Source organism: Draconibacterium mangrovi (genome assembly GCF_010586825.1).
GTDB lineage: Bacteria > Bacteroidota > Bacteroidia > Bacteroidales > Prolixibacteraceae > Draconibacterium > Draconibacterium mangrovi.
This window is the reverse complement of sequence record NZ_JAAAGB010000008.1, coordinates 42,141-66,102: the sequence shown is the minus strand read 5'-3', so window position 1 is coordinate 66,102 and position 23,962 is coordinate 42,141. Positions and strand designations below refer to the sequence as shown.

20 protein-coding genes are annotated in these 23,962 nt (G+C 42.4%); 12 read left to right on the top strand and 8 right to left on the bottom strand.

Translation table 11 applies throughout. The features are described 5' to 3' along the window. Window positions 1–464: 464 nt before the first annotated feature. The 3 genes from G4420_RS17970 to G4420_RS17960 form a co-directional block, all read right to left on the bottom strand. On the bottom strand, window positions 465–2,255 hold the full coding sequence (locus G4420_RS17970) for an alpha-L-fucosidase (RefSeq protein WP_163325330.1): 1,791 nt from the start codon (window positions 2,253–2,255) through the stop codon (window positions 465–467). Window positions 2,256–2,290: 35 nt separating this feature from the next. After that, a complete protein-coding gene (gene nspC, locus G4420_RS17965) occupies window positions 2,291–3,427 on the bottom strand; it encodes a carboxynorspermidine decarboxylase (RefSeq protein ID WP_163325329.1) in 1,137 nt (378 codons plus the stop codon). Window positions 3,428–3,496: 69 nt separating this feature from the next. Next, window positions 3,497–4,690: a saccharopine dehydrogenase family protein gene (locus G4420_RS17960; protein WP_163325328.1), complete on the bottom strand. Its 1,194-nt coding sequence runs from the start codon at window positions 4,688–4,690 to the stop codon at window positions 3,497–3,499. 109 nt (window positions 4,691–4,799) lie between these two features. Between G4420_RS17960 and G4420_RS17955 the strand changes: the two genes are divergently transcribed. The 4 genes from G4420_RS17955 to G4420_RS17940 all read left to right on the top strand — a co-directional run bounded on the left by G4420_RS17955 (window position 4,800) and on the right by G4420_RS17940 (window position 7,660). After that, the gene (locus G4420_RS17955; RefSeq protein ID WP_163325327.1) at window positions 4,800–4,967 is read left to right on the top strand and encodes a hypothetical protein; all 168 of its coding nucleotides are present in this window, start codon (window positions 4,800–4,802) and stop codon (window positions 4,965–4,967) included. Window positions 4,968–5,051: 84 nt separating this feature from the next. Then, on the top strand, window positions 5,052–6,467 hold the full coding sequence (locus G4420_RS17950; RefSeq protein ID WP_163325326.1) for a type III PLP-dependent enzyme domain-containing protein: 1,416 nt from the start codon (window positions 5,052–5,054) through the stop codon (window positions 6,465–6,467). Window positions 6,468–6,581: 114 nt separating this feature from the next. Continuing rightward, on the top strand, window positions 6,582–7,148 hold the full coding sequence (locus tag G4420_RS17945) for a nitroreductase family protein (protein ID WP_163325325.1): 567 nt from the start codon (window positions 6,582–6,584) through the stop codon (window positions 7,146–7,148). A gap of 35 nt (window positions 7,149–7,183) precedes the next feature. Next, on the top strand, window positions 7,184–7,660 hold the full coding sequence (locus G4420_RS17940) for a hypothetical protein (RefSeq protein ID WP_163325324.1): 477 nt from the start codon (window positions 7,184–7,186) through the stop codon (window positions 7,658–7,660). Between the two features lie 37 nt (window positions 7,661–7,697). Here G4420_RS17940 and G4420_RS17935 read toward each other — a convergent pair whose 3' ends face one another. The 3 genes from G4420_RS17935 to G4420_RS17925 all read right to left on the bottom strand — a co-directional run bounded on the left by G4420_RS17935 (window position 7,698) and on the right by G4420_RS17925 (window position 10,880). After that, the gene (locus G4420_RS17935) at window positions 7,698–9,152 is read right to left on the bottom strand and encodes an aminoacyl-histidine dipeptidase (protein WP_163325323.1); all 1,455 of its coding nucleotides are present in this window, start codon (window positions 9,150–9,152) and stop codon (window positions 7,698–7,700) included. Between the two features lie 80 nt (window positions 9,153–9,232). Further along, the gene (locus tag G4420_RS17930) at window positions 9,233–9,832 is read right to left on the bottom strand and encodes a carboxymuconolactone decarboxylase family protein (RefSeq protein ID WP_163325322.1); all 600 of its coding nucleotides are present in this window, start codon (window positions 9,830–9,832) and stop codon (window positions 9,233–9,235) included. 16 nt (window positions 9,833–9,848) lie between these two features. Then, entirely contained in the window at window positions 9,849–10,880 is a 1,032-nt protein-coding gene (locus G4420_RS17925) for an AI-2E family transporter (protein WP_163325321.1), read from the bottom strand. A 99-nt stretch (window positions 10,881–10,979) separates the two neighbouring features. Between G4420_RS17925 and G4420_RS17920 the strand changes: the two genes are divergently transcribed. Together G4420_RS17920 and G4420_RS17915 are read left to right on the top strand one after the other, a co-directional pair. Next, window positions 10,980–12,929, top strand: coding sequence for a sialate O-acetylesterase (locus G4420_RS17920; protein WP_163325320.1), 1,950 nt, complete (start codon window positions 10,980–10,982; stop codon window positions 12,927–12,929). Window positions 12,930–13,018: 89 nt separating this feature from the next. Then, the gene (locus tag G4420_RS17915; RefSeq protein ID WP_163325319.1) at window positions 13,019–13,441 is read left to right on the top strand and encodes a cupin domain-containing protein; all 423 of its coding nucleotides are present in this window, start codon (window positions 13,019–13,021) and stop codon (window positions 13,439–13,441) included. Window positions 13,442–13,502: 61 nt separating this feature from the next. Here the strand turns inward: G4420_RS17915 and amrB are convergent, their stop codons facing one another. Beyond that, entirely contained in the window at window positions 13,503–14,600 is a 1,098-nt protein-coding gene (gene amrB, locus G4420_RS17910) for an AmmeMemoRadiSam system protein B (RefSeq protein WP_163325318.1), read from the bottom strand. Between the two features lie 41 nt (window positions 14,601–14,641). After that, a complete protein-coding gene (locus G4420_RS17905; protein WP_163325317.1) occupies window positions 14,642–15,973 on the bottom strand; it encodes a saccharopine dehydrogenase C-terminal domain-containing protein in 1,332 nt (443 codons plus the stop codon). A gap of 631 nt (window positions 15,974–16,604) precedes the next feature. On the opposite strand from G4420_RS17905, the gene G4420_RS17900 reads away from it, so the two are divergent. The 6 genes from G4420_RS17900 (at window position 16,605) to amaB (ending at window position 23,748) form a co-directional block, all read left to right on the top strand. Then, complete coding sequence (locus G4420_RS17900) at window positions 16,605–18,173, top strand: hypothetical protein (protein ID WP_204273737.1); 1,569 nt, start codon at window positions 16,605–16,607, stop codon at window positions 18,171–18,173. After that, window positions 18,166–18,888 carry a 3-oxoacid CoA-transferase subunit A gene (locus G4420_RS17895; RefSeq protein ID WP_163325316.1) on the top strand — a complete coding sequence of 241 codons (723 nt, stop codon included), beginning with the start codon at window positions 18,166–18,168 and terminating at the stop codon, window positions 18,886–18,888. Before G4420_RS17900 ends, G4420_RS17895 begins: the two co-directional genes overlap by 8 nt. Continuing rightward, entirely contained in the window at window positions 18,860–19,528 is a 669-nt protein-coding gene (locus tag G4420_RS17890) for a 3-oxoacid CoA-transferase subunit B (protein ID WP_163325315.1), read from the top strand. The genes G4420_RS17895 and G4420_RS17890 overlap by 29 nt, the downstream gene beginning before the upstream one ends. 18 nt (window positions 19,529–19,546) lie before the next feature. After that, entirely contained in the window at window positions 19,547–20,890 is a 1,344-nt protein-coding gene (locus G4420_RS17885; protein WP_163325314.1) for an aspartate aminotransferase family protein, read from the top strand. Beyond that, window positions 20,883–22,085 (top strand): 3-oxoadipyl-CoA thiolase, encoded by a 1,203-nt coding sequence (pcaF, locus tag G4420_RS17880; protein WP_163325313.1) that lies wholly within the window; start codon window positions 20,883–20,885, stop codon window positions 22,083–22,085. The genes G4420_RS17885 and pcaF overlap by 8 nt, the downstream gene beginning before the upstream one ends. Window positions 22,086–22,206: 121 nt before the next feature. Continuing rightward, complete coding sequence (amaB, locus tag G4420_RS17875) at window positions 22,207–23,748, top strand: L-piperidine-6-carboxylate dehydrogenase (protein ID WP_163325312.1); 1,542 nt, start codon at window positions 22,207–22,209, stop codon at window positions 23,746–23,748. The last annotated feature ends 214 nt before the right edge of the window (window positions 23,749–23,962 follow it).

Below are 23,962 nucleotides of genomic sequence, written 5' to 3'. Positions count from 1 at the left end.
CGCTTACCTTCCTGAACGAAGTGTCTGTCAGTGTATTCAGCTAATCCCTAAGGATGTCCCCTTTCCAATCAACGGGTTTGAGTTGCCTCGTTTTCGTTGTGCAGTTTCGCAGTTAAGACCTTGATCTTGTTACTTCCTGCCTGATGACCCAATCTTGAAAGAACTTCTGGATTTTCTTCCAGATGATTGCCTGAACTTTGATACTCCAGAATATCGCGTTCAAACTTCAGCTTTTTCACTGTGCCGCCCCGAAGGGTGGGATGAAATGGTTCCGGTTTCGACTAAGAAACTTTTCCCGTTTCCACAATTTCCAAGCAGCCTTTTATCGCTCACCTGATAGATCAAATATACAGCGAAAAATGAAAAATGCAAGTGATTTTCAGTCGTTTATATCCACCATGAATTAACCACGGTTATCAACAATTGTTAATAAGGCCGTTTAGTCTTTTATCCTCAATTCAAACTTATTTAATCCACAACCACTGGAACCTGATCGGATCTGCTTCAGTAGGCTGAATGCTGAGCTCTATAGTGTAAAAACCGGGTTTGGGAAAATTGATTGTACCTATTTTTTTCGATTCGAAGTTATCGATATGCCAATCCTGGTTGGGTTCACCAACAGTTTGCCCGGTTGGATGTACTGGGTGATACAATGATTGCCCGGCAGCTTTTAATACAATCTGGCTGTTGTTTCTGTTGCCCTGAAAACTATACGACACATCCACCCGTTTTGCACCCGGTTTGTCAACGTATATTCTCCAGCTAAAATCAGTAACACCATCAGCGGCCACAAAAGCCGGAACCGTACCGTATTTTGCCGGAGACGTAATTTTCATTGATTCAGGCTGCGGATTCTGATTCCCGGGAAGTAAGGAATATCCATCGTCGCTTGTTTGGGCTACCAGTCCATCCATAATCTCCGGTTTCGATTGGTATTCAACCACTAGTACTGAAACATACGGATCCGGTTCGTTATCGGGAAGTATGATTTGAGTAAATGCTCCGGAATGTGAAAAGGAGAGAGGTGATTTCTGTGTATCGGCCAGCAGGTAGATTTTTTCAGGAGTCGCGGTAATTCCTGTTAGATTGAGGTGTTTGTTTAACGGCCAGTTGTAAACATGCAAAAACAATTTAAAGCTGTTTCCATCTTGCTTACAGGTAATTTTTCCCCAGTCGTGAAGGTCTTTGTTTAGGTCGAAAGCTTCTGCACCGTAAATCGATTCTCCGTTCACCTCCAGCCATTTGCCCATTTCAAGCATGCGTTGCGAAATCTCGTGAGGCACATCGCCGTTGGCACGTGGCCCGATATTCAGCATAAAATTACCATTCAAGCTAACGTTGCCAATTAGTGATTTAAGTAATGTTGTTGTTGATTTCCATTGCGAATCAGACGAATGGAAACCCCAGGAATGAGCCACTGTTGCCGGTGATTGCCATGGGAAATCTTCTTTTTTGTCGCCAAGTTGATTATCGCCCAGTGTTTTGTAATCAATGTCGGAATCTTCCTCGATCGATAGACCTAAACGAGAATTTACAAGGCAATTGGGTTGTAACTCTCGAATCTGTGATTTCAGCTGAAGTAATTGTTCTTTGGTAACAATACTTTCCGAGTGATGAATCCACATATCGAACCAAAGCATCGAAATCTCGCCGTAATTGGTTAGCAGCTCGGTAATTTGCGGTATTACTTTTTGCTGCCAGTAGCGGTCGTAATCGCTTTCCGATATTTTATAGATTTCGCGGGTATGGTCCCAACCAAGCGGGTGTTCCCAATCCACCCAATGCGAATAATACAGACAAAGTTTTATGCGGTGTTTTTTGCAGGCTTCGGCCATTTCGGCGATGATATCGCGTTTGGGGTTTGTATAATTTCCCAGGTCGTAATCGCTAACATGGCTGTCCCATAACCCAAAACCATCATGATGTTTGGCTGTAATGGTAATGTATTTCATCCCCGAATTTTTAGCCAGAATTACCCACTCTTCGGGATCAATTTCATCCCATCGAAAGCGGTCGAGGAGTGTAACATATTCGTCGCGTTCAATACGGTTTCGGTATAAAATCCATTCTGCGTAGTTGTTGTCGTGACGCAGTTTTTCGCCTTTCCAGTAACCTTCGGCACCGCTGTACACTCCCCAGTGGATAAACATTCCAAAGCGTGAGTCGGTGAACCATTTGGCGCGTTCATTGGTGTCTTTCTGGCCAAATGATGTTAAACTGCAAAGCAGGCAAATTGAAACAATAAGGTTTTTCATAGGTTGGTTAGTTAGTTTTAGCAAATAGCTTATAACTACGACAATCGGTTTTTAAAATCCTCGTATTTAAATTTCCGAATAATCTGTAGTTCATCATCTTTTGTCCAAATGGCAATTGTTGGATGATTAACACCGTTAAACATGGTGGTTTTTACCATGGTGTAATGAATCATATCAAGGAAAACGATCTGTTCACCAATCTGTAATTCTCGTCCAAAATCGTAAGCTTCCATAAAATCACCTGCCAGACAACTGCCGCCTCCCAAACGATAACGGTATCGGCTTTCTTCTGATGGATCTTTGGCCCCAATAATTTTCGGGCGATAGGGCATTTCCAGTGTGTCGGGCATGTGGGCAGTAAACGAAACATCCAGAATCGCTGTTTTAACGCCCTGGTGTTCCACAATATCCTGAACGGTTGAAACCAAAACGCCCGTTTCCCAGGCAATGGCACTACCGGGTTCCAATATAACTTTTACATCGTATTTTTTTCTGAAATCTTTCAGCAGTTTGATGAGGTGTTGATGGTTATAGCCTTCCCGTGTCATCAGGTGGCCGCCGCCCATGTTCACCCATTTTACCCGGTGCAAATATTTACTGTATTTGTTTTCGAGGTTCTTGAGTACTTTTTCCAGGCTGAATGAATCCGATTCGCACAACACATGAAAATGAATGCCTTCAATTCCTTCGGGGAGTTCATCCGGCATTTCGTTGCTGCCAATTCCCAGTCGCGAGCCCGGAGCACTAGGGTTGTAAAGGTCGGTACCCACATCGGAATATTCAGGATTTACCCGAATACCACAAGAAATTTTATGTCCGGCAGTTTGCGTGCGTTGGTAATATTTATCAAACTGTTTAACTGAATTAAAAACAATATGGCTGCTGTAGCTCATCAACTCATCAAATTCATGATCGAGGTACACCGGCGAATAAAGATGCGCGCGGGTTTTCATTTCCTCGAAACACAAACGTGCTTCGTACAACGAGCTGGCTGTTGCTCCTTTTAAATATTCGCGCACAATGGGGAAGGCGCTCCACATGGCAAATCCTTTAAATGCGAGAATAATTTCAATTCCGGCTTCCTGCTGAACGGTGTTGATCAACTCCAGATTTTTACGAAGCAGTTTTTCATCGAGCACAAAAGCCGGAGAGGGTATTTCTTTATAATTCAATGTCTTAATATTTTGCAGTTAAATAAAAAGCCCCAAGTTATTAACCCGGGGCTCGAAGCAAGTATGTTGTTACACTTCCAGATCTCCATTAATTTCTTCGTTCCACGGCAAACCGTGTTCTCCGATTTTCTCCATAAACGGATCCGGATCGAATTCCTCAACGTTAAACACGCCTTTGCCCTGCCATTTTCCGGTAAGTACCATCATGGCTCCCAACATTGCAGGAACTCCGGTGGTGTATGAAACGCCCTGAGTACCGGTTTCTTCAAATGCTTTTTGGTGACTGCAGTTGTTCCAAACGTAGTAGGTTTTTTCTTCACCTTCTTTTACACCTTTAATGCGGCATCCAATAGATGTTTCGCCGGTGTAGTTATCGCCAAGATCTCCCGGATTTGGAAGTACCTCTTTCAGGAACTCCAACGGAATAATGTCAATACCTTTGTATTTAACCGGATCAATGCGGCTCATTCCAATATTCTGGATTACACGCAAGTGAGTCAGGTATTCCTGTCCGAAAGTCATCCAGAAACGTGCGCGTTTCAAACTTGGGAAGTTTTTAGTCAGCGATTCCAGTTCTTCGTGGTAAAGAACGTATGAGTCTCTGGCACCTATATTCGGGTAATTCAATGCCTGTTTAATCTCAAAAGGTTTGGTTTCCACCCATTGGCCATTTTCCCAGTAACGTCCGTTTTGTGTAATTTCGCGAATGTTAATTTCAGGGTTAAAGTTGGTGGCAAATGCTTTTCCGTGGTCGCCGCCGTTGCAATCTACAATATCAAGGTAGTGCATTTCATCAAAATGATGTTTGGCTGCATAAGCGGTGTAAATGCTGGTTACACCGGGGTCGAAGCCACAACCCAGAACGGCCATAATACCTTTTTCTTTAAAACGATCGTGGTAAGCCCACTGCCAGCTATATTCAAATTTAGCTTCGTCTTTGGGTTCGTAATTGGCAGTATCGAGGTAGTTTACACCAGTTTCCAAACAGGCATCCATAATCGGAAGATCCTGGTAGGGAAGTGCAACATTGATAACCAATTCGGGTTGAAATTCTTTTATCAGCGCAACTGTATCTGCTACATTATCGGCATTCAACGAGGCCGTTTTTATTCTGCCTTTACCAACTTCTTTTGCAATTACATCGCACTTGGAAACGGTACGACTGGCCAACAGAATTTCTGAAAAAACTTCCGGGTTATCCGCACACTTGCTGGCAACCACACGGCCAACACCACCTGCACCAATTATTAAAACTTTACTCATTTTCTTGTTTAATCATTTTAAATTCAATAACATAAAATATTTTCATACGAATATTGTAATTTCGTAGGAATGAATAAAAAAATCCGAGACAAATTAAGCATTTTTTTTGATGAGTGAAAGTTTCGAAAATAAAGATTTTGCCGCAAAAGTTTATTTGGTTTTTGCGAATGCGCGACAGGGAAGGCAGAACCAGAAAGCCAACATTGCTGTTGGCATTTCTTACCCGCTTTTTGCTGAAATGGAAAAAAATGACGCTTTTGCTTCGTTTTTACTTTGAGTACGGGAATTATCGAAAAAAATTAAGTTTATTTGCGGTTTGAAACTTGAGCAAAAACACTAATAATTTTTTATGGTTACGTAGATGAAGAATACTTATTTTGATTTGATTGAACAAAGCTACTATTTCCCACAGGAAGGCTTTGACTTAAGAGGTGATTCACTAACTTTTCACGGAATCTCTTTAAAATATCTGATTAAAAAATACGGTACCCCGTTTAGGTTTATATACCTGCCGAAAATTGGGGAACAAATAAAAAAATCGCGTAACCTGTTTAATAAGGCCATTAAAAAGAACAATTATAATGGCAAATATTATTATTGTTATTGTACAAAATGCAACCACTTTTCGCACGTGGTTAACGAGGCTTTAAAACACAATGTAAACCTCGAAACTTCATCATCGTACGACATCGATCTGATCCTGCATCTTTTTAAGGATAAAAAAATCGATAAGAACCGGAAGATCATTCACAACGGCTATAAAACGCAGGAATACCTGTCGAAAATCATCGAGCTGCAACGCCTTGGTTTTAAGAATAATATTATTGTGTTGGATAGTATTAACGAGTTGCAGCGGATTGAAAAACTGGCCAATGGAGAAAAAGTAAAAGTGGGTATTCGTATGGCGATTAACGAGGAATCGCAATCGGCTTATTACACTTCTCGTTTGGGAATCAGACACACCAATATCCCTGAGTTTTTCCAGAATCAGATAAAAGGAAAGAAAAACATCGAATTAAAGATGCTTCACTTTTTTGTTGATTCGGGAATTAAAGACAGTCTGTATTTCTGGGGCGAATTCCAAAAAGCAATGAAGCTCTACGTGGAGTTGAAGAAACAGTGCGACACGCTCGATTCGTTTAACCTTGGAGGTGGTTTCCCAATTCGTAACCACCTGGGTTTTGAGTACGATTACGAGTACATGATCAAGGAAATTGTGTCGAATATAAAAACGGCCTGCTCGGCTGAAAATTTACCCGATCCGGATATTTACACCGAGTTTGGAAAATATACGGTTGGCGAAAGCGGAGCGATCATTTTCGAGGTGCTGGAGCAAAAACAGCAAAACGATACCGAAAGCTGGTATATCATTAACAATAGCTTAATGAACACCATCCCGGATTCGTGGTCGATTTTCGAAAAGTTTATTTTACTGCCTATCAACAAATGGAATAACGAATACAAACGTGCCAATATTGGCGGTATCAGCTGCGACCATTCTGATTATTACAACTCGGAAGACTTTAACCAGGAGGTTTTACTTCCTGCCTATTCAGATGATGATAAGGAGCCGCTTTACCTTGGATTCTTCCACACCGGAGCATACCAGGATGCCATTAGTGGTTATGGCGGAATTAAACACTGTTTGATTCCGGCGCCAAAACACGTAATTATCGATCGGGACGAGAAAGGTAATTTCTTCGATTATGTATATCGTAATGAGCAGTCGGCAGATGAAATGTTTAAAATTTTAGGTTATACCAAGGACGAGGAATAGTTCTTGGTAGATTTTTTAGTTACGAATTTTGTAAGCTGAAACTTTATAAAAATCCATTCAACTTTTTGAGTGATGCTGTGTTTTTCTAAAAACTAATCTTTTTAGAAAAATAACATGTCAGTTATAGAAATTATAAAAAACCGAAGAGCGACACCTCCCCGTTTATTTGCAAAAAAAGACTTGCCAAACGGCTCCATTGAGGAGTTGTTGAGAAGTGCCAACTGGGCACCAAATCATAAAAAAACGGAACCCTGGCGTTTTAAAGTTTACCGTGGCGAAGCCAAAGTCAAACTGGCCGCTGATGCGAGGACTTTGTTACTTGAAAAGCAAAAAGAAGGTTACCCGGTTGCGTCAGAGAAAATCGAAAAGTTTGCATCAACAATTGAGCGTGTGCCCGTTGCTATTGCTGTAATTTTACAGCCCGATTCGGCCGGTCGTTTGCCGGAATGGGAAGAAATTGCCGCGGTATCAATGGCCGTGCAAAATATGTGGTTAACTGCCACCGAAATGGATTTGGCAGCCTTTTGGGCAACACCGGGTTTTATCGAGTTGTTTGATGGATTGCTTGAACTGGAAAACAATCAAAAAAGTTTGGGCTTCTTTTACGTTGGGCAGGTAATGATGGATTTTCCTTCGCCGGGACGCCGCGACTGGAAGGAAAAAGTTGAATGGAAGGATTGAAATTCTTACCTTCAGCTTTTCAAAAAATCTGAATCATGCGAATAGCAGGAATCTTTTTAATGCTGACAATGTGCCTGACTACATTGGCACAAACCGACCAGAATGTAACAACTTTGGTTGACGGGAAGGATTTTCCAAACCCGGTTTTTATTTCTCCCGATCCGCCAAAGCCAATTAAAGGCTGGGAAATGACAAGCGTTTTGGAAGAAAAGGTGTTGCAAGGAAAATTTCCCGGTGAAATCATCAAATTCCGGTTTAAAGGAACTGCAATTGGCATATTGGTATACTCCGACAATACTTCTGGTATTATTGAATACAGCCTTGACGGACAGCCCTGGTTTGAGCTGGATGCATCTTCTAAAAATGCAGAAGCAACATTAAAAGGTTTTACGCTGGATAAAGAATTGAAAAGCAGAAAGCACACGCTGCAGATCCGGATTGTGGAGCGGAATAATTCTGAAAGCTTAGGAACCAAAATTGCATTACGATCATTTTATTTTAATAAAGAATAAAAAAGGAGCTTCATTTGAAGCTCTTTTTTCTTGAAGTCTATTTAATATTTTCGAGTACATCAACCAGGTGTTGCCAGAATTTTTCGGTTGCTGAAATGTCCAATCTTTCATCGGGTGAATGAGCCCCGCGAATAGTTGGCCCGAAAGAAACCATGTCGAGGTGCGGGTATTTTTCAAGGAAAAGTCCGCACTCCAATCCTGCATGAATCGAGCGAACAACCGGCTCAACTCCAAACAGTTTTTTGTAAGAATCAACAGTAGTTTTTAAAATGTCAGAATTCGGATTTGGTGTCCAGCCCGGATAACCGTCGCTGTGTTTAACTGTTGCTCCGGCAAGGTTGAAAACTGCTTTGACGGTTTCGGCGGCATAATATTTACGTCCTTCAATTTCGCTGCGCTGACTGGTGGTTACCACTATTTTATTGTCGTTGGTAAATTTTACCGAAGCCAGGTTGGTTGAGGTTTCAACCATATCTTCCATGCGCGAACTCATTTCCAAAACACCATGCGGACAAGCATACACTGCATTTAAAAGTTTGTTCTGCGTATCGGAATCAACAACAAAAGCCGGTAGTTCAGTTTCTGTGCAACTGATTTCCAGTTTTGGCTCAGCATACTGAAATTCAGCTTTTATCGAAGCTGCCATTTTGTTGAATGAAGCCAGCACTTCATCTTGTTTATCGGCCGGAACTGTGATAATGCCAAAAGCTTCGCGGGCGATGGCATTACGTAAATTTCCTCCGTTAAAATCGGCGAGGCGGATTTTAAAATCCTCGTTCCAGTTCCACAAAAAGCGGTTGAGGATTTTGTTGGCATTTCCACGGTTTTTGTGAATATCGTCTCCTGAGTGGCCACCCAAAAGTCCGCTAACTGAAACTTTTATAGCTATTGAGTTTTTATCTGTCTCTTCCTGCTGGTAATCAAAAGTAGCCAGTGTGTCAATTCCACCGGCACAACCGATAAACAGTTCGCCTTCGTCTTCCGAGTCGAGGTTCAGTAAAACCGAACCCGATAAAAAGCCGGGTTGCAGGTTAAAAGCACCGGTCAATCCGGTTTCTTCATCCACTGTTATCAAACATTCAATTGGGCCGTGTTTTAGCTCTTTTGAAGTCAGTACTGCCAATTGGGCTGCAATACCAATTCCGCAGTCGGCACCCAATGTTGTTCCCTTGGCTTTTACCCAACCATCAACAATTACGGGCTCAATGGCATCATTGTCAAAATCAAATTCTTTGTCCGAATTCTTTTCGCAAACCATGTCCATGTGCGTTTGCAGAATAACGGTTGGCGCCTGCTCCATTCCTTTGCTCGTAGGCTTTTTAATTACAACATTTCCAATTTTATCGGTGGTTGCTTCAAGCTTATTCTGCTCGGCAAAATCAAGTAAATACTGTCTTATTTTTTCCTCTTTTTTCGATGGCCGTGGCACCTGACAAATGGCTTCAAAATAGTTAAAAAGAGGCTGTGGTTTTAACGCTGCTAATGTTTTCATTCTCCAGAAATTTAGAAGTACAAAGTTGGAAAAACAAACGGAAAAATTTGTTGACAGATGACAGGTCTGAGACCGGTTGGTCAATAAGAGTGTTTTCCGGTATTCCAGCCTTTTCGGCTTAATAACTTTTCGCCCGATTCTTTAGCTCCGTCCTCAATTTCGGTTCCCATCGAGTCGTTCCAACGGTTGAGGTAGCCAAATAAAGCAACCACTCCGGTAATTTCCACGATCTCACCTTCATCCCAATAAGCTCTTAAATTTTCGGAAATTTGGTCATCAACACTATTTGGAATAATGGATGCTGCAAATGCAAAATCCAGTGCCGCACGTTCGGCTTCAGAGAATGCTGCGTGTGTTTTATAGTCCCAAATATTGTCGAGTTTTTCCTGTTCGGCACCGTAACGTTCTGCAGCTCGTATGGCGTGTGCCTGGCAATAACGACAACCCGCAGCATTGCTGCTAATATAGGCGATCATTCGTTTTAGCGCGCTGGTAACCCGTCCTTTGTTTTCCATCACAGCCTTATTCATTTCGATAAAAGCATAGGCAATTCGCGGCCGGTGATGCATGGTTTTTACGCTGTTAGGGCAGAAACCAAGCGTTTCTTCGTAAAATTCTATAAGTTGTTGCAATTCCGGATCAGAGTCTCCGGTTTTTGGAGCTACAAGTGGTTGTCTCATTTTCTAAAAACAGATTTTATTCGTTAATGGTGCCGCGTTGGCTTAATAATATGGCAAATGGTCGCGTGCCTGGAAATTCCGACATTATAATAATTAGTATAACAGTAATTGGTACGCTTAATAACATGCCTGAAATTCCCCAGATTACACCCCAAATGGCCAGTGTTAGAAATACAACCAGTGGGCTGATGTTTAGCGTGTTTCCCATTAGTTTTGGCTCAATGAAGTTTCCAACTACCATTTGGATGGTCCCGACAATTGATAGTACCAAAATTCCGGGAGTGATTTCGCCAAACTGTAAAATGGCGAATATAGCCGGGAACGCAGTGGCAATAAGCGATCCGATAGTTGGTATAAAGTTGAGTACAAAAATGAGAAACGCCCAGAAAACCGGAGCATCGATACCAATAAAAAGCAAGGCAAAATAACTCAGAAAACCGGTTAGGAGACTGGTCAGGGTTTTCAGTGCCACATAGTTCCCAATGGAGTGATCAATTTTATCAACCAGTTTTTTTACATGCTCATGACGTTCCTTGTCAGGGTACATGGCTTTCAGCTTTTTGGGAAAAATCGGCTCTTCCAACAGCAAGAACAGAAGATAAAGCAACACCGTGAAGGCGTTACCAAACAGTCCGGTTAACGTGCTCAACAACGAAGAAAGAATACTTCCGAAGTTCAGGTCTTTAGCAAAATTTCCGGCCATATTCATTAGGTCGATATCAAATTGCTGGCTGATCTGCTGGGCTATTTTATTTACGTTGGCTTCGTACACCGGTAAGGTAGTCGAAAGCGTTTTAATGTTTTTCGAAATCATCGTAACGGCCAGTGTCAAAAAGCCAATCAATACCAATGCAGAAAACAGGGTGATGATCCATTTGGGCATGCGGCCAATGAATTTTACTTTAACGAGTAATTTTTTTATTACCCGGATAAGAAACCAAAACAGAATGGCCAATATAAACGGGATAATAATTGACTGAGCATAAATACAAACCACAACAATTGTGATAAGGATCAAGAAAATATAAATCTTTTTGCTTGTTTCCATGAGGTAGAAATTAATTGGGGAAAATACAAAAAACTTCGTTGCCTGTTTGCAATTGCCTAAATTTTGTATGTTTGTTGTAGTTTCTACAATAAGCATGATATGGTATTTAGAATTAAAGAACTTACTGGACTTTTAACCCTTCTGATTTTATCAATTTCTCTACAAGCACAAGTGTCGCTTCCATATGTTTTTAGCGATCATATGATATTGCAACGCGAAAACCCAATTCCTGTTTGGGGAAGGGCAACACCCGGAGCCGATCTAACTTTAGACTTTGCCGGTCAGGAAGTATCAACTACTACTGATGAAGATGGAAAATGGATGGTACATTTTGCAAAAATGGAAGCCGGTGGTCCTTATGAGATGAAAATTTACGAAGATGAAAATGAAGAAGCTGAAGTTGTTTTTCAGGATGTGCTGATTGGAGATGTGTGGTTTGCATCTGGGCAATCGAATATGGAGTGGCAGGTGCAGCAGGCTGATGGCGCAGATGAAGAGATTCCAATTGCTTTCAATTCGCAAATTCGTCTGTTTAATGTGCCTCACGATATAAGTATTACTCCGCTGGATAATACACTGGAAACAGCATGGAAAGTTTGTGATTCAACCAGTGTAAAAGAAGCTTCGGCAGTGGCCTATTATTTTGCCAAAAAATTGCAACAAACCACTAATGTCCCGATCGGAATTTTACAGAGCAGTTGGGGCGGAACACCGGTTGAAGCATGGACCAGCCGCGAGATGTTGCTTTCGGAACCGGTTATGCGAAATAAAGTATTGCAGAATGATACGGTTACTGAAGATCATTTTGGAAAAGATAGTCTTGATTTGATCAAGTTCTGGGATATCGTTTACAATCCAAAAAATGGTACGGACACTATGATTCCGAAACATGATTTTAATGATAATGATTGGACAACAGTAACGGTACCTGGCAATGTTAACGAGTGGGAGACCGAATTCTATGAGGGAATGATTTGGTTGCGAAAAACGATTGAGCTGGATGCACAGTTTGTTGGCAAGGAATTGACATTGAATCTTGGTCATCCGGAAATGAACTATTCGTTGTATTTCAACGGGGCCGAAATCTGTAAAACACAATGGAATTCCAACCTTGCTCACGATTACCAAATTCCCGCAGAATTGGTAAAAAAAGGTAAAAATACAATTGCATTCCGAATGGCTGCTTTATGGGGCGGGGGAGGAATTTATCCTCCCGCAGAAGAGATTTTTCTGAGTAATGGAAAAAATAAAATCAGTCTTACAGGAGAGTGGAAATACAAAAAGGACCTCGAGCCGGCTATTCCGACGATTCATAATTTTCAGTACTACCCATCTTATTTGTACAACGCGATGATCAATCCGGTGGTGCCTTATAGTTTAGCTGGATTTATTTGGTATCAGGGTGAAGCAAACGAAAATATGGCTTACGATTACAGAAAGCTTTTACCGCTGATGATTAACGATTGGCGCATACGATGGCAGCAAGGATTTTTGCCGTTTTTGTGGGTGCAGTTGCCCAATTATATGGAAAAAGATAGCGAGCCTACTGACGGGAAATGGGCCGTAATGCGCGAATCGCAAACAAAAACACTGCAGTTGCCAAATACCGGAATGGCTTGTATAGTAGAGCTTGGAGAAACAAATAATATTCACCCCACCAATAAAACCGACGTTGGAAACCGTTTGGCGGCTGTGGCTGAAAAGCTGGTTTATGACATGGATGTTCAGGCCTCGGGGCCGGTTATGAAAGATTATACCATTGAAGGCAACGATATCAGGATTCAATTTGCTGAAATTGCTGATGGTTTGTCTACTTCGGATGGTGAATCGGTTACTGGTTTTGCAGTGGCCGGCGAAGACCATAACTTTTATTGGGCTGATGCAAAAATTGTTGGAGATGAAGTAATTATAAGTGCCAAAGAAGTTAAAAATCCGGTTGCTGTGCGTTATGCCTGGGCAAATAATCCGGATTGTAACCTGGTAAACAGCGCAGGTTTGCCGGCACTTCCGTTCCGCACCGACAATTGGAAAGTAGTTACTCAAAAATAATTGATTTAGACTTTACATAAATCTAAAACAGGATGACTATATTTGGAGTTGGACGTTTAAATCTATTATCTAACTCACAAATTACTCTTATGAAAAGAACATTAATCCTGTTATTCTTGCTGGCTATTCTTCTTTCCTGTATTCAGTTGGAATCTGAAACCGATGAGCTGAAAGTGGAAACTTTATTACAGACCACACAAAGCTGGGATGGTAGCGAACTTCCGTCTTATCCTGAAGGAAAACCGGAGATATCAATATTGAAAGTAAGTATTCCCCCTCATTCTCAACTTGACTTACACAAGCATGAGGTGATTAATGCCGGAATTCTTCTTGCAGGCGAACTGACTGTGATAACAGAAAAAAGCGACACATTAAAAATGAAAACCGGCGATGTGCTTTCGGAAGTGGTTGGAACCTGGCACTTTGGAGTGAATGAAGGTGACGAACTTGCCGAAATAGTTGTGTTCTATGCCGGAACTGTTGGAGCCGCTTTGTCTGTTCATGCTGAATGAACGGAATAAATTAGTTGAATTTGTGCTTACTTCTTAAGCTGTTTTTTTTGAGAAATATTCATTATTTAAAACCAATGGCAGCCAATCCCACCCAGTGTTTAGTGGTGGCAACAGCTGTTTTTCCCATTCCTAAATCCTTAACCGGTATTTCCGGATGACTGATTGTAGTTTCGTAAGCCAGCGGAATCCCTTCAAGCGGAGTAGAATTGGTAAGCTGCTGAAACCGGTCGGCCACTTTTAATCCCATCGGAACCGAATATCTGCCACACCAGGTCCATTTGTATTCCTTAAAATTATCTTCCTGAACGGTGTAATTAATGAACTGATCGGTTTTGTCGTCTTTAAGCTCTCCGGTAAAGCAGTTCGCTATAATTTCTTGTTCGTAGGTTATCGCTTTTGCGTAGCCAACACTATCGCAGCCAAAGCGGGCGTAATTATTGCCACCCCATTCTTCGCAGCCATAATGTACAGCGTCAGTTGTTATCAGCAAAGCAATATCTTCTCCCCATTTTAATTGCTGATTGTTCGTAATATCTTTTAACGCCGCTGCAAATGATTCTGCAATGCTGTTCATTCTATCTTTTTCCATGTAGGGAACAAGCACGCTTACGATCTCTGTTTCTTTGTTTTGGTGTTGTAGAAATGGAATCATCGACTCAACTGATTGCTCAACAAGCTGCATGCTGTCGTGAACCACATAAAACTCTTCCGGCATTTTTTCCATTAACTGCTCGCGTATAGAAGAAACTTTTACATTTCCATACAGTCCGTGCCAGGCATCAAAACTATCGAATACAAGCTGGTTTTCGAGCTTGAAATTGCGGGCTTTGTGTGCAACTCCAAAGATGATCAGCGTTTTTGCTTTTAGATTTTTCAGTACAGACGGGAACAACCAGCCGGCATAAGCATAGTCGTCGTGTGGGCAGATTGCGGTACGCCAAACTGTATTTTCAGGCTGAGCTGCGTCTGCTAACTTGTCACCAAACTGAGTTGAGATTCTCGAAACGATAGAATCCATTTGCCAGTCGAGATGGGCAAAGCCAACAGTGTCAACAACTGGGCGAATATTTTCGAAAGCGTTTTGAGTTTTTGTTTTAGTGCTACAACCGCAAATCGAGAGCAATGCAAATAGGCTGAAAAATAAATGAAGTATTTTCATAAAACAGATTTTCCGCTGACGTAAAAAATTGTGGTTGACGTTCAGATGTTGATTTTTGCCGAATCAGCCAATCCCCATTCTTCTTTCATGGCAATGCCGAGATTCTCCAGTTCTGTTAAAATGGGCTCATAAATACTTTTCAAAACGGGAATTTGAACGCCTTTATCCGTGATTTTTTCGTCCAGAATCATTTTAACCGCAATTGCAGCGGGTAATCCAACCGTTCTCGCAATCGATGTATCTTCTTTAGTGGCAAAATCAAGCAGTCGCGATTTAATAACTTCAATGCTTCCGTCGGCATTTTCGACCAAAAATGAGTGAAGCATAATAACCATATCGCGGGCACCTTCGGGCAACATCATTTTTTTGAGCATCAGGTCGGTCACCATGTCAAAGTTTGAGCCTTCGTCCATTGCAACCATATAATCGCTGAAAAGCCCCAACCATTCCATTGCTAAAATTGCCGGGCTGTCGATTGGCAGCCGTAGGCGCTCAGCAGCTTTTTCTTTAATGTTGGCCGGATAAACATCCAGCTGGCGAGCCATGATTTTTTTGTAGGTTTTTCCTGCAAAACTTTGTTTGTCGTATGTAACCAATCCAAGCGTTTTTATGGCATCCATTATTTCGCACCAGTTTGGGTAACGGAAAGTTCCGCGGTACATGGTAGTAACATTTTTTAATCCGTAGATATCGATATACGCCAGCGAGTCGCGATTTGGATAAACCTCCATTTCCCCAACTTCAGGGAAATCAATTTTTAATGGATTTTTAAAAAGATCTTCTGTTGGCAGCTCAACAATTTCTCCTCCTTTTAAATATTTTGCTCCGTTGTTCCCGGCCATAATCACACCTTTAGGCGACCATGAGAATTTATATTTAAACGGATTGTTGGTTTCTTCGGGTGCTGCCAGCGCACCGCACAACGAGTAAAATTCTTTAATCTTGCCACCTTTGACTTTCACCTTGTCGATTATTCGCATGGCAGTCATATGGTCGAATCCGGGATCAACACCGATTTCGTTCAGAATAATAATACCGGCTTTTTTCGCTTCTGCATCTAAAGCTTTCATTTCTTCCGATACATACGATGTGGTTACCATGTTTCTTTTGTGTTGTATACACAATTTGGCAACTGTTACGTGATACGCATAAGGCAGCAGACTTACGGTTAAATCGTGAGATGCAATTAGCTGATCAAGTTGAGTAAGATCATCGGTGGTCCATTGCAGCGCTTTGCCGTTGGCTCGGTTTCTTATTAATTTTTCGGCTTTTGCAATAGTGCGGCTGGCAATGGTTAATTCTATTTGGTTGTCAAGAATATAATCGGTAAGTGGTTTGGCCACCATCCCGGCGCCAAGTAATAGTACTTTCATCGTATTAAAATTGTTTTTTTAAGGCATAAGATGGAACTCGCATGATAGTTATAATGCCTATTTCTGACAGTCTTTTTCATGCTCGTTTCATTTTTTCTGCTTTCTGTTTGTTTCCAATTATTCAAACGAAAATTATAAGAATTCGTTCGATAATTTTCACCCTGGTTTTTACCTGAATTTATTGTCCTGATCAAAAAAAATGGATTTTTAATTGATGCAATAAACTTCTTTTTTTCAGCCCCTTAAGTTGCTAAAAATTTACTGAACAAAAGATGATATCTACCATTTTTATAAATTATGGTAAAAATCATGGACTTCTGACTCAAATTTTTATAAATTGTGCACATGGTACAATCGTATTCATGTCCTGTATTTTTCTATCTAGGCATGCCGGAGTGCCTAGATGATGATACGGTTTCACATTAGCTGCAACCGCAGTTATTTTTATTCCATAACTCTTATTGACGCTTGTCAATGTTTTTTACTGTATTAATTCCTTTCAAATCGGTGTGTCGATAAGACGGATTCGGAATGAAGCGGAACAGCCGTACTGCATGGTTCGTATACAACTGTGTCTGTGCTATTGTGTGTATTATGAAATTTTCAATATGAACTTTTAATATCAAAAGAGATGATTAGTACGAAGGAGTCATTGAATATTGCAGAAATGATGCGTGCTTACGATTTTACGCCCGAAACAGTACAAACCATTAATAACGAGGAACTTTTGCCTGCCGGTTTAGTTCGGCGTTTACAAAAATGTTATCCTCAGTATTCCCAATTTTCAAAACAAAAGGACCCACTTTTTAAAGGAAAAACACATTACTCCGGATTAAACGGTTTTCGCGAAATTTTACAGGTGCTAATAGGAAATGGAGTAGAGCTCGACAACATAAAAGAACGCGAGTTTTTCCTGGAGGTGTACCGTTTTATGGCTACCAAACATATCCTGAATACCATTGATTGGAGCGACTATAAAAATGATCCGAATTATTACCTCGTATTTCCGCAGCCTGATATGATTAACAAAGCGGATGTACAGAAATACCTGGACGCCGACAGCGACGAAGAAAGACGAAAAGTTGTTGAAGCATACCAGTTAAAAACCAATCCGCACGACGGGAAACAGAAACTAAACAAACCTTTCTTTTTTAACGAAGAGGGGCAAATAGAAATTCTGGAAGGAAGCCAGCACAAGTACCCGCCAATAAAATTGATTTTGGATGCCGGAACACAAAACTGTTTTGCTTTTTGCACTTATTGTTTCCGGCATGCGCAAGTTCGTGGCGACGAAGACATGTTTGTGCAGCACGATATAAGCCAGGTGCACAAGTACCTGAAAAAGCACAAAGAAGTCACCGACATATTAATTACAGGTGGAGATGCGGGTTACATTTCTTACAGGCGTTTAAAAGAATACCTCACACCAATTCTGGAAGATGACGAGCTTTTGCATATCCGTACGCTACGAATCGGCTCACGGGCTATCACTTTTCATCCTGAGCATTTGCTGACCGATCAGTTCAAAGAAATACTGGAATTGCTGAGAATGACCGTTGAAAATGGTATTCAGGTAGTTTGGATGTCACATACATCAACACCGCGTGAAATCCTGAATCCTGGGGCAATTGCCGCCATTCAGCGACTAAAAAAATACGGCATTAAAGTGAAGAGCCAAAGTCCGATTATGAACACCATTAGTTTGTATAAGGATGAAAATGGGAAAGTGGATGTGGATCGCTCGGCACAAAACTGGATCGATTTGGGCAATGTACTTGCCATGGTTGGAGTCGGGTTGCATTCCATGTACTACGCACGGCCAACAGGCGAGCATCATCATTTTACAGCTCCATTGGCCGACATCACAAAAGTATTCAATAAGGTGTATCGTAGTCTGGCGTCGATAAATCGTCCGTCGCGCTATATCACCATGACTTCCTCTGCCGGAAAAACTTCATTAATGGGAACAACCGAGATTGATGGCGAAAAAGTGTTCGTCCTCAAATTCAACGAAGCCCGGAACATGGAGTGGATGGACCGCGTATATTTTGCCAAGTACGACGAGCAGGAAAACACGATAGAAAAGTTAAAGCCATACAAGGCTGAAAAATACTTTTACGAAGAAGAACTGGAAGAAATCGAGGGCAGACTGGAAGAGGCTTTGAAAAAAGAATCGTTAAAAATGGCAAACCATGATTAACAAGATCGTGAGTTCGGCAAAAGAAGCGGTTGCCGGAATTTTTGACGGAGCAACCGTAATGATCAGTGGTTTTGGTGAGGCCGGTAGTCCGGTGGAGCTTATCCACGCATTGGTCGATCAGGGAGCGAAAGACCTAACCGTTGTAAGTAATAACGCTGGGAGTGGACATGTTGGTTTGGCCGCACTTATCGAAAACCGACAGGTAAAAAAGATTCTCTGCTCTTTTCCGCGTACGGCTATTTCAGTTGTTTTTCCCGAGTTGTACCGGGCCGGCGAAATCGAACTGGTACTGGTGCCACAGGGAACGTTAGCCGAACGCATTCGTGCAGGCGGCGCAGGAGTTCCGGCATTTTATACACCTGCAACAGTAAATACTCCATTGGCAGAAGGCAAAGAAGTTCGTGAGTTTAATGGCCGGCAATATGTTATGGAAGAAGCTATTCAAGCCGATTTTGCTTTGGTGAAATGTGCAGCTGCCGATAAGTACGGCAACCTCATTTATAACAAAACAGCCCGAAATTTTGGGCCGGTAATGTGTATGGCTGCAAAAACTACCATCGTTCAAGCCAAACAGGTTGTTGAGCTTGGAACTATTGATCCGGAACATGTAGTAACACCGGGAATTTTTGTTCATCGGGTAGTAGAAATTTCCAATCCGGCTGATGAATCGAAACTAGTTGCCGAAAATGAAAAATACCATGGAATCAGACAATAAAATTATAGGTTGGAGCACCGGCGAAATGGCGCAAAAAGTTGCCATGGATATTCATGATGGTGCGTATGTAAATCTAGGGATTGGCATTCCTGAAATGGTAGCCGGATTTATTCCTGAAGGTCGCGAAGTGATCTATCATACCGAAAATGGTCTGCTTGGTATGGGAAAAGTCGCTGAAGTTGGTAGTGAAGATCCGGAGCTGGTGAATGCAGGCAAAAAATACGTCACAGCGATTCCCGGCGCAGCTTATTTTCATCATGCCGACAGTTTTGCGATGATTCGCGGCGGCCACATCGATGTATGTGTGTTGGGAGCTTACCAGGTTTCGGAAGAAGGCGATTTGGCCAATTGGTCTACCGGAAATCCAAATGATATTCCCGCAGTGGGAGGTGCCATGGATTTGGTGGCCGGTGTGAAAACCATTTATGTGATCACAAAACACACGACCAAAACCGACGAATCGAAAATTGTAAAACAGTGTACTTATCCTTTAACGGGAAAAAATGTGGTGAGTCGAATCTATACCAATTACGCGATAATTGATGTCAGAGATAAACAGCTTTTTGTGAGGGAACTAGCTCCCGGAGTGAGTTTTGAATTTTTGCAAAAACATACCGAAGCAACATTGCATCAGGAATAAATCATTAAGGGCAGAAAGATGACTAAAAAAGAAAATAGCGAAGAAATCTATAACAAGGCGCGCCAGGTTATAAGTGGCGGTGTAAGCCGGAATACAGTTTTCCGGATGCCTTATCCGAATTATGCCAACAGTGCTTCGGGCTGTTACATCACCGATATCGACGGCACAGTGCGTACCGATTTTGCTAATAACATGGCGGCACTAATTCATGGTCATTCATTTCCGCCGATTATTGATGCGGTAATCGAACAGCTAAAAAAAGGAACAGCATACACGCTTGCTTCCGAAATTGAAGTTGCTTTTGCCACTCACCTGATCGAACGCGTGCAAAGTTTTGAGCGTATTCGTTTTATGAATTCGGGCACCGAAGCGGTAATGGCGATGATAAAAGCTTCGAGGGCATTTACCGGCCGGCCAAAAATTGCAAAAGCCGAAGGTGCCTATCATGGTACTTACGATTTTGCGGAGGTGAGTCAAATGGCAGATCCAACAAATTGGGGGAAGGAAGATCAGCCCAGCAGTGTTGCACTTGCTCATGGAACACCACAATCGGTAACCAAAGATGTGGTTATTTATCCGTACAACAACATTGAACGAACGCTGAATATTCTGGATAGACATGCGTCAGATATTGCCTGTGTTATCGTCGATCCTGTTCCTCACCGGGTAGGTCTGGTTCCCGGTAACAATGATTTTATAGAGGCGCTTTACAGCTGGACCAGGAAAAACGAGGCTTTACTGGTTTTTGATGAGGTGATAACTTTTCGGGTGAATTATGGCGGGGCACAGGAGAATTATTCAGTGAAACCAGATCTTACTTCGCTTGGGAAAATTATCGGTGGTGGATTCCCGGTGGGTGCTGTTGCCGGAAGAGCAGATGTGATGCAGGTTTTCGATCCGCACGAAAAGAATCTTCTGTTACCTTATTCCGGAACATTCTCGGCAAATCCGATAACCATGACTGCCGGTTATCAGGCCATGAAGTATTATGATTCGGAAGCGGTGAGGCAGCTAAATCTACTTGCAGATGTGGCCGTTAAGCAGATTCGCGAAGCAATCAAATTAGCCGGTGTTCCGGTTGCGGTTACCGGCGCCGGTTCGATGTTTCGGATGCATCTTCGCCCCGATCCGCCCACAACATACCGCGAGGCCTATATGGACAAAGAAGGCAAAAAGCTGGTTAATGAATTGCTGGATTATATGTATTACAAAGAAAATACGCTGATGATCAACACTTTTTCGTGTATGCTTTCAACGGTAATGACACAAAAGGAAATTGACCAACTCTCTGAAGGATTGCACCGGGCGTTCACAACATTTAAACCAAGGATTGAAAAACTAAACAAAGATAACTATGAATGATGTTTTTATTTGCGATGCAATACGCACGCCGGTTGGAAAATATGGAGGTTCACTGTCGGCGATCCGGGCCGATGATCTGGCGGCCATTCCCATAAAGACTTTGCTTGAACGCAACGATCAGATCGATCCGGCTGCGTTTGATGATGTGCTAATGGGATGTGCGAACCAGGCGGGAGAAGACAACCGAAACATTGCCCGAATGGCTTTGCTTTTGGCAGGAATGCCGGAATCGGTTCCGGGAGTAACAGTAAACCGTTTGTGTTCTTCTGGGATGGAAGCCATCGGAATGGCAGCGCGCGCCATAAAAGCCGGAGAGGCGGAGCTGATGATTGCCGGCGGAGCCGAAAATATGTCGCGATCGCCATTGGTAATGCCAAAAGCTATAGAGGCTTTTTCCCGAAATGCAGAAATATATGATTCTACCATCGGCTGGCGTTTTGTGAATGAAAAGTTTAAGAAGAAGTATGGGACAGATCCATTGATTTGCACGGCCGAGAATCTGGCCTCAGAATTTAAGATCAGTCGTGAAGATCAGGATCGTTTTGCACACAACAGTCAGCTGAAAACGGCTGAAGCTCAGCAAAACGGGGCACTGGCCCGGGAAATAATTCCGGTTTCTATTCCGCAGCGAAAAGGAGATCCTATCATCTTTGAAATGGATGAACACCCGCGGCTGACTTCGCTTGAAAAACTGGCGACGCTAAATACTGTTTATGGCCCGGGAACTACAGTAACCGCTGGCAATGCATCGGGCATTAACGACGGAGCAGCAGCTGTAATTGTAGCTTCGGAAGCTGCGGTTAAGAAGTTCAATCTTACTCCGAAAGCCAGAATTTTGGGAACTCAGGCTGCCGGAGTGCCGCCTCGTACCATGGGAATTGGACCGGTACCGGCGACCAATAAGCTTTTGAAACGACTGGGAATGAGTCTGAACCAGATGGATATTATCGAATTAAATGAAGCATTCGCCGCTCAATCGCTGGCCTGCATCCGTGAGTTTGGAATGGCAGATGATGATCCGCGAGTGAATCCGTTAGGCGGAGCAATTGCACTCGGACACCCGCTGGGAATGTCTGGAGCGCGTTTGATTACCACAGCAATTTATCAGCTGCAAAATTCAAACTCAAAATTCGCGCTTTGTACCATGTGTGTTGGCGTTGGTCAGGGAGTTTCAATGGTCTTGGAAAAGGTTTAAAAGATAAGAATATATCTGCCCGCTTGTAGGATAGAGTTTTCCCTTTGAGGGGAAATGCCGATAGGCAAAGGGTTGATGATAATTTAATAAGTAGAATTTATAAACAACTAAAAATAGTACAATGAAAATTGACATCTCAAAAGAATTAAAACAGTTAGGAATTAGTGAAGTTAACAATGGTGTTTGCACCGGAACCGAATGGAAAACAACCTCCGGTGCAGTTGTTGAATCGTTTTCGCCTTCGGATGGAAAGTTGATTGCAAGCGTGAATCAGGCAACTGCTGCCGACTACCACGAGGTGGTGAAAAAAGCAAAAGACGCTTTTAAAGTGTGGCGAATGGTGCCGGCTCCAAAACGCGGTGAGATTGTGCGCCAGATTGGCCTGGAACTTCGTAAATACAAGGAGCCGCTCGGAAAATTGGTTTCGTACGAAATGGGTAAAATTTACCAGGAAGGTTTGGGCGAGGTGCAGGAAATGATCGATATCTGCGATTTTGCTGTTGGTCAGTCGCGCCAGTTATACGGTTTCACCATGCATTCGGAACGGGAAAAGCACCGCATGTATGACCAGTATCATCCGCTTGGAATTGTGGGTGTGGTTTCAGCCTTTAACTTTCCGGTTGCTGTTTGGGCATGGAATGCAATGATCGCTTTGGTAGCGGGTGATGTGGTAATCTGGAAGCCTTCATCAAAAGTATTTTTATGTGCCATTGCCGTTCACAACATTGTTGCTAAAGTTTTAAAAGAAAACGATATTCCTGAAGGTGTTTTGAACCTGGTCGCAGCTGGTTCGCGCGAATTGGGTGACGAGTTTTTCAGCGATAAAAATATTCCGCTGGTGTCGTTTACCGGCTCAACAAAAATTGGTAAGAAAGTTGGCGGTCTTGTCGGTCAGCGTTTGGGGAAAACCATCCTCGAACTCGGCGGAAACAATGCCATAATAATCACTCCTGAAGCTGATCTGGAAATGGCGCTTCGTGCGGTTGTTTTTGGTGCAGTGGGGACTTGCGGTCAGCGTTGTACTTCCACACGCCGCATTATCGTTCACGATTCGGTTTACGAAGATTTTAAAAACCGATTGGTCGCCATTTACGGGCAGTTACCAATTGGTCATGCCCTGGATGAAAAAACACTGGTTGGTCCGCTGGTTGATCGTTGGGCTGTGGATACTTACCTGGCCGCCATTGAGAAAGTAAAAGCTGAAGGCGGAAATGTGCTGATTGGCGGAGAAGTGCTTTCGGGAGAAGGATACGAATCAGGATGTTTTGTTACTCCGGCTATTGCGGAAGTGGAAAATCATTACGAAATCGTTCAGGACGAAACTTTTGCTCCATTGTTATACATGATTCGTTATTCCGAATTTGATGAGGCCATTCGTTTACACAACGATGTCCCACAAGGATTATCATCGGCAATTTTCTCAACACATATATTGGAAACCGAAAAATTCCTGTCGCATGAAGGATCTGATTGTGGAATCGCCAATGTAAATATTGGAACATCAGGTGCTGAAATTGGTGGTGCTTTTGGTGGCGAAAAAGAAACAGGCGGTGGTCGCGAGTCGGGTTCCGATGCCTGGAAGGTTTACATGCGTCGCCAAACCAATACAATAAATTACAGTACAGAGCTTCCGTTGGCTCAGGGAATTGAGTTTAATGTTTAAAAGATAAGTCGAGGTGTCAAAAAAGTAATAGTAGAAATGACGTGTTCAATTTTTAATAATGACCCCACCCGGCCTCCCCAAAGGGGAGGAGAAAGTCCACCTTTGGGGGATTTAGGGGGGGCTTTGATAAAAACGATCTCAGTTTGTACATCAATCATTTTCTATTTTAACTTTATAGACAGTCCATGTTAACTCGTGGCTCGTAGCTAATAGC

What these genes read in the sequence shown, in the direction of transcription:
- G4420_RS17970 (WP_163325330.1), bottom strand. Translation starts at nt 2,255, where the DNA reads ATGAAAAACCTTATTGTTTCAATTTGCCTGCTTTGCAGTTTAACATCA.
- G4420_RS17960 (WP_163325328.1), bottom strand. Translation starts at nt 4,690, where the DNA reads ATGAGTAAAGTTTTAATAATTGGTGCAGGTGGTGTTGGCCGTGTGGTT.
- G4420_RS17955 (WP_163325327.1), top strand. Translation starts at nt 4,800, where the DNA reads ATGAGTGAAAGTTTCGAAAATAAAGATTTTGCCGCAAAAGTTTATTTG.
- G4420_RS17950 (WP_163325326.1), top strand. Translation starts at nt 5,052, where the DNA reads ATGAAGAATACTTATTTTGATTTGATTGAACAAAGCTACTATTTCCCA.
- G4420_RS17945 (WP_163325325.1), top strand. Translation starts at nt 6,582, where the DNA reads ATGTCAGTTATAGAAATTATAAAAAACCGAAGAGCGACACCTCCCCGT.
- G4420_RS17940 (WP_163325324.1), top strand. Translation starts at nt 7,184, where the DNA reads ATGCGAATAGCAGGAATCTTTTTAATGCTGACAATGTGCCTGACTACA.
- G4420_RS17935 (WP_163325323.1), bottom strand. Translation starts at nt 9,152, where the DNA reads ATGAAAACATTAGCAGCGTTAAAACCACAGCCTCTTTTTAACTATTTT.
- G4420_RS17930 (WP_163325322.1), bottom strand. Translation starts at nt 9,832, where the DNA reads ATGAGACAACCACTTGTAGCTCCAAAAACCGGAGACTCTGATCCGGAA.
- G4420_RS17925 (WP_163325321.1), bottom strand. Translation starts at nt 10,880, where the DNA reads ATGGAAACAAGCAAAAAGATTTATATTTTCTTGATCCTTATCACAATT.
- G4420_RS17920 (WP_163325320.1), top strand. Translation starts at nt 10,980, where the DNA reads ATGGTATTTAGAATTAAAGAACTTACTGGACTTTTAACCCTTCTGATT.
- G4420_RS17915 (WP_163325319.1), top strand. Translation starts at nt 13,019, where the DNA reads ATGAAAAGAACATTAATCCTGTTATTCTTGCTGGCTATTCTTCTTTCC.
- amrB (WP_163325318.1), bottom strand. Translation starts at nt 14,600, where the DNA reads ATGAAAATACTTCATTTATTTTTCAGCCTATTTGCATTGCTCTCGATT.
- G4420_RS17905 (WP_163325317.1), bottom strand. Translation starts at nt 15,973, where the DNA reads ATGAAAGTACTATTACTTGGCGCCGGGATGGTGGCCAAACCACTTACC.
- G4420_RS17900 (WP_204273737.1), top strand. Translation starts at nt 16,605, where the DNA reads ATGATTAGTACGAAGGAGTCATTGAATATTGCAGAAATGATGCGTGCT.
- G4420_RS17895 (WP_163325316.1), top strand. Translation starts at nt 18,166, where the DNA reads ATGATTAACAAGATCGTGAGTTCGGCAAAAGAAGCGGTTGCCGGAATT.
- G4420_RS17890 (WP_163325315.1), top strand. Translation starts at nt 18,860, where the DNA reads ATGAAAAATACCATGGAATCAGACAATAAAATTATAGGTTGGAGCACC.
- G4420_RS17885 (WP_163325314.1), top strand. Translation starts at nt 19,547, where the DNA reads ATGACTAAAAAAGAAAATAGCGAAGAAATCTATAACAAGGCGCGCCAG.
- pcaF (WP_163325313.1), top strand. Translation starts at nt 20,883, where the DNA reads ATGAATGATGTTTTTATTTGCGATGCAATACGCACGCCGGTTGGAAAA.
- amaB (WP_163325312.1), top strand. Translation starts at nt 22,207, where the DNA reads ATGAAAATTGACATCTCAAAAGAATTAAAACAGTTAGGAATTAGTGAA.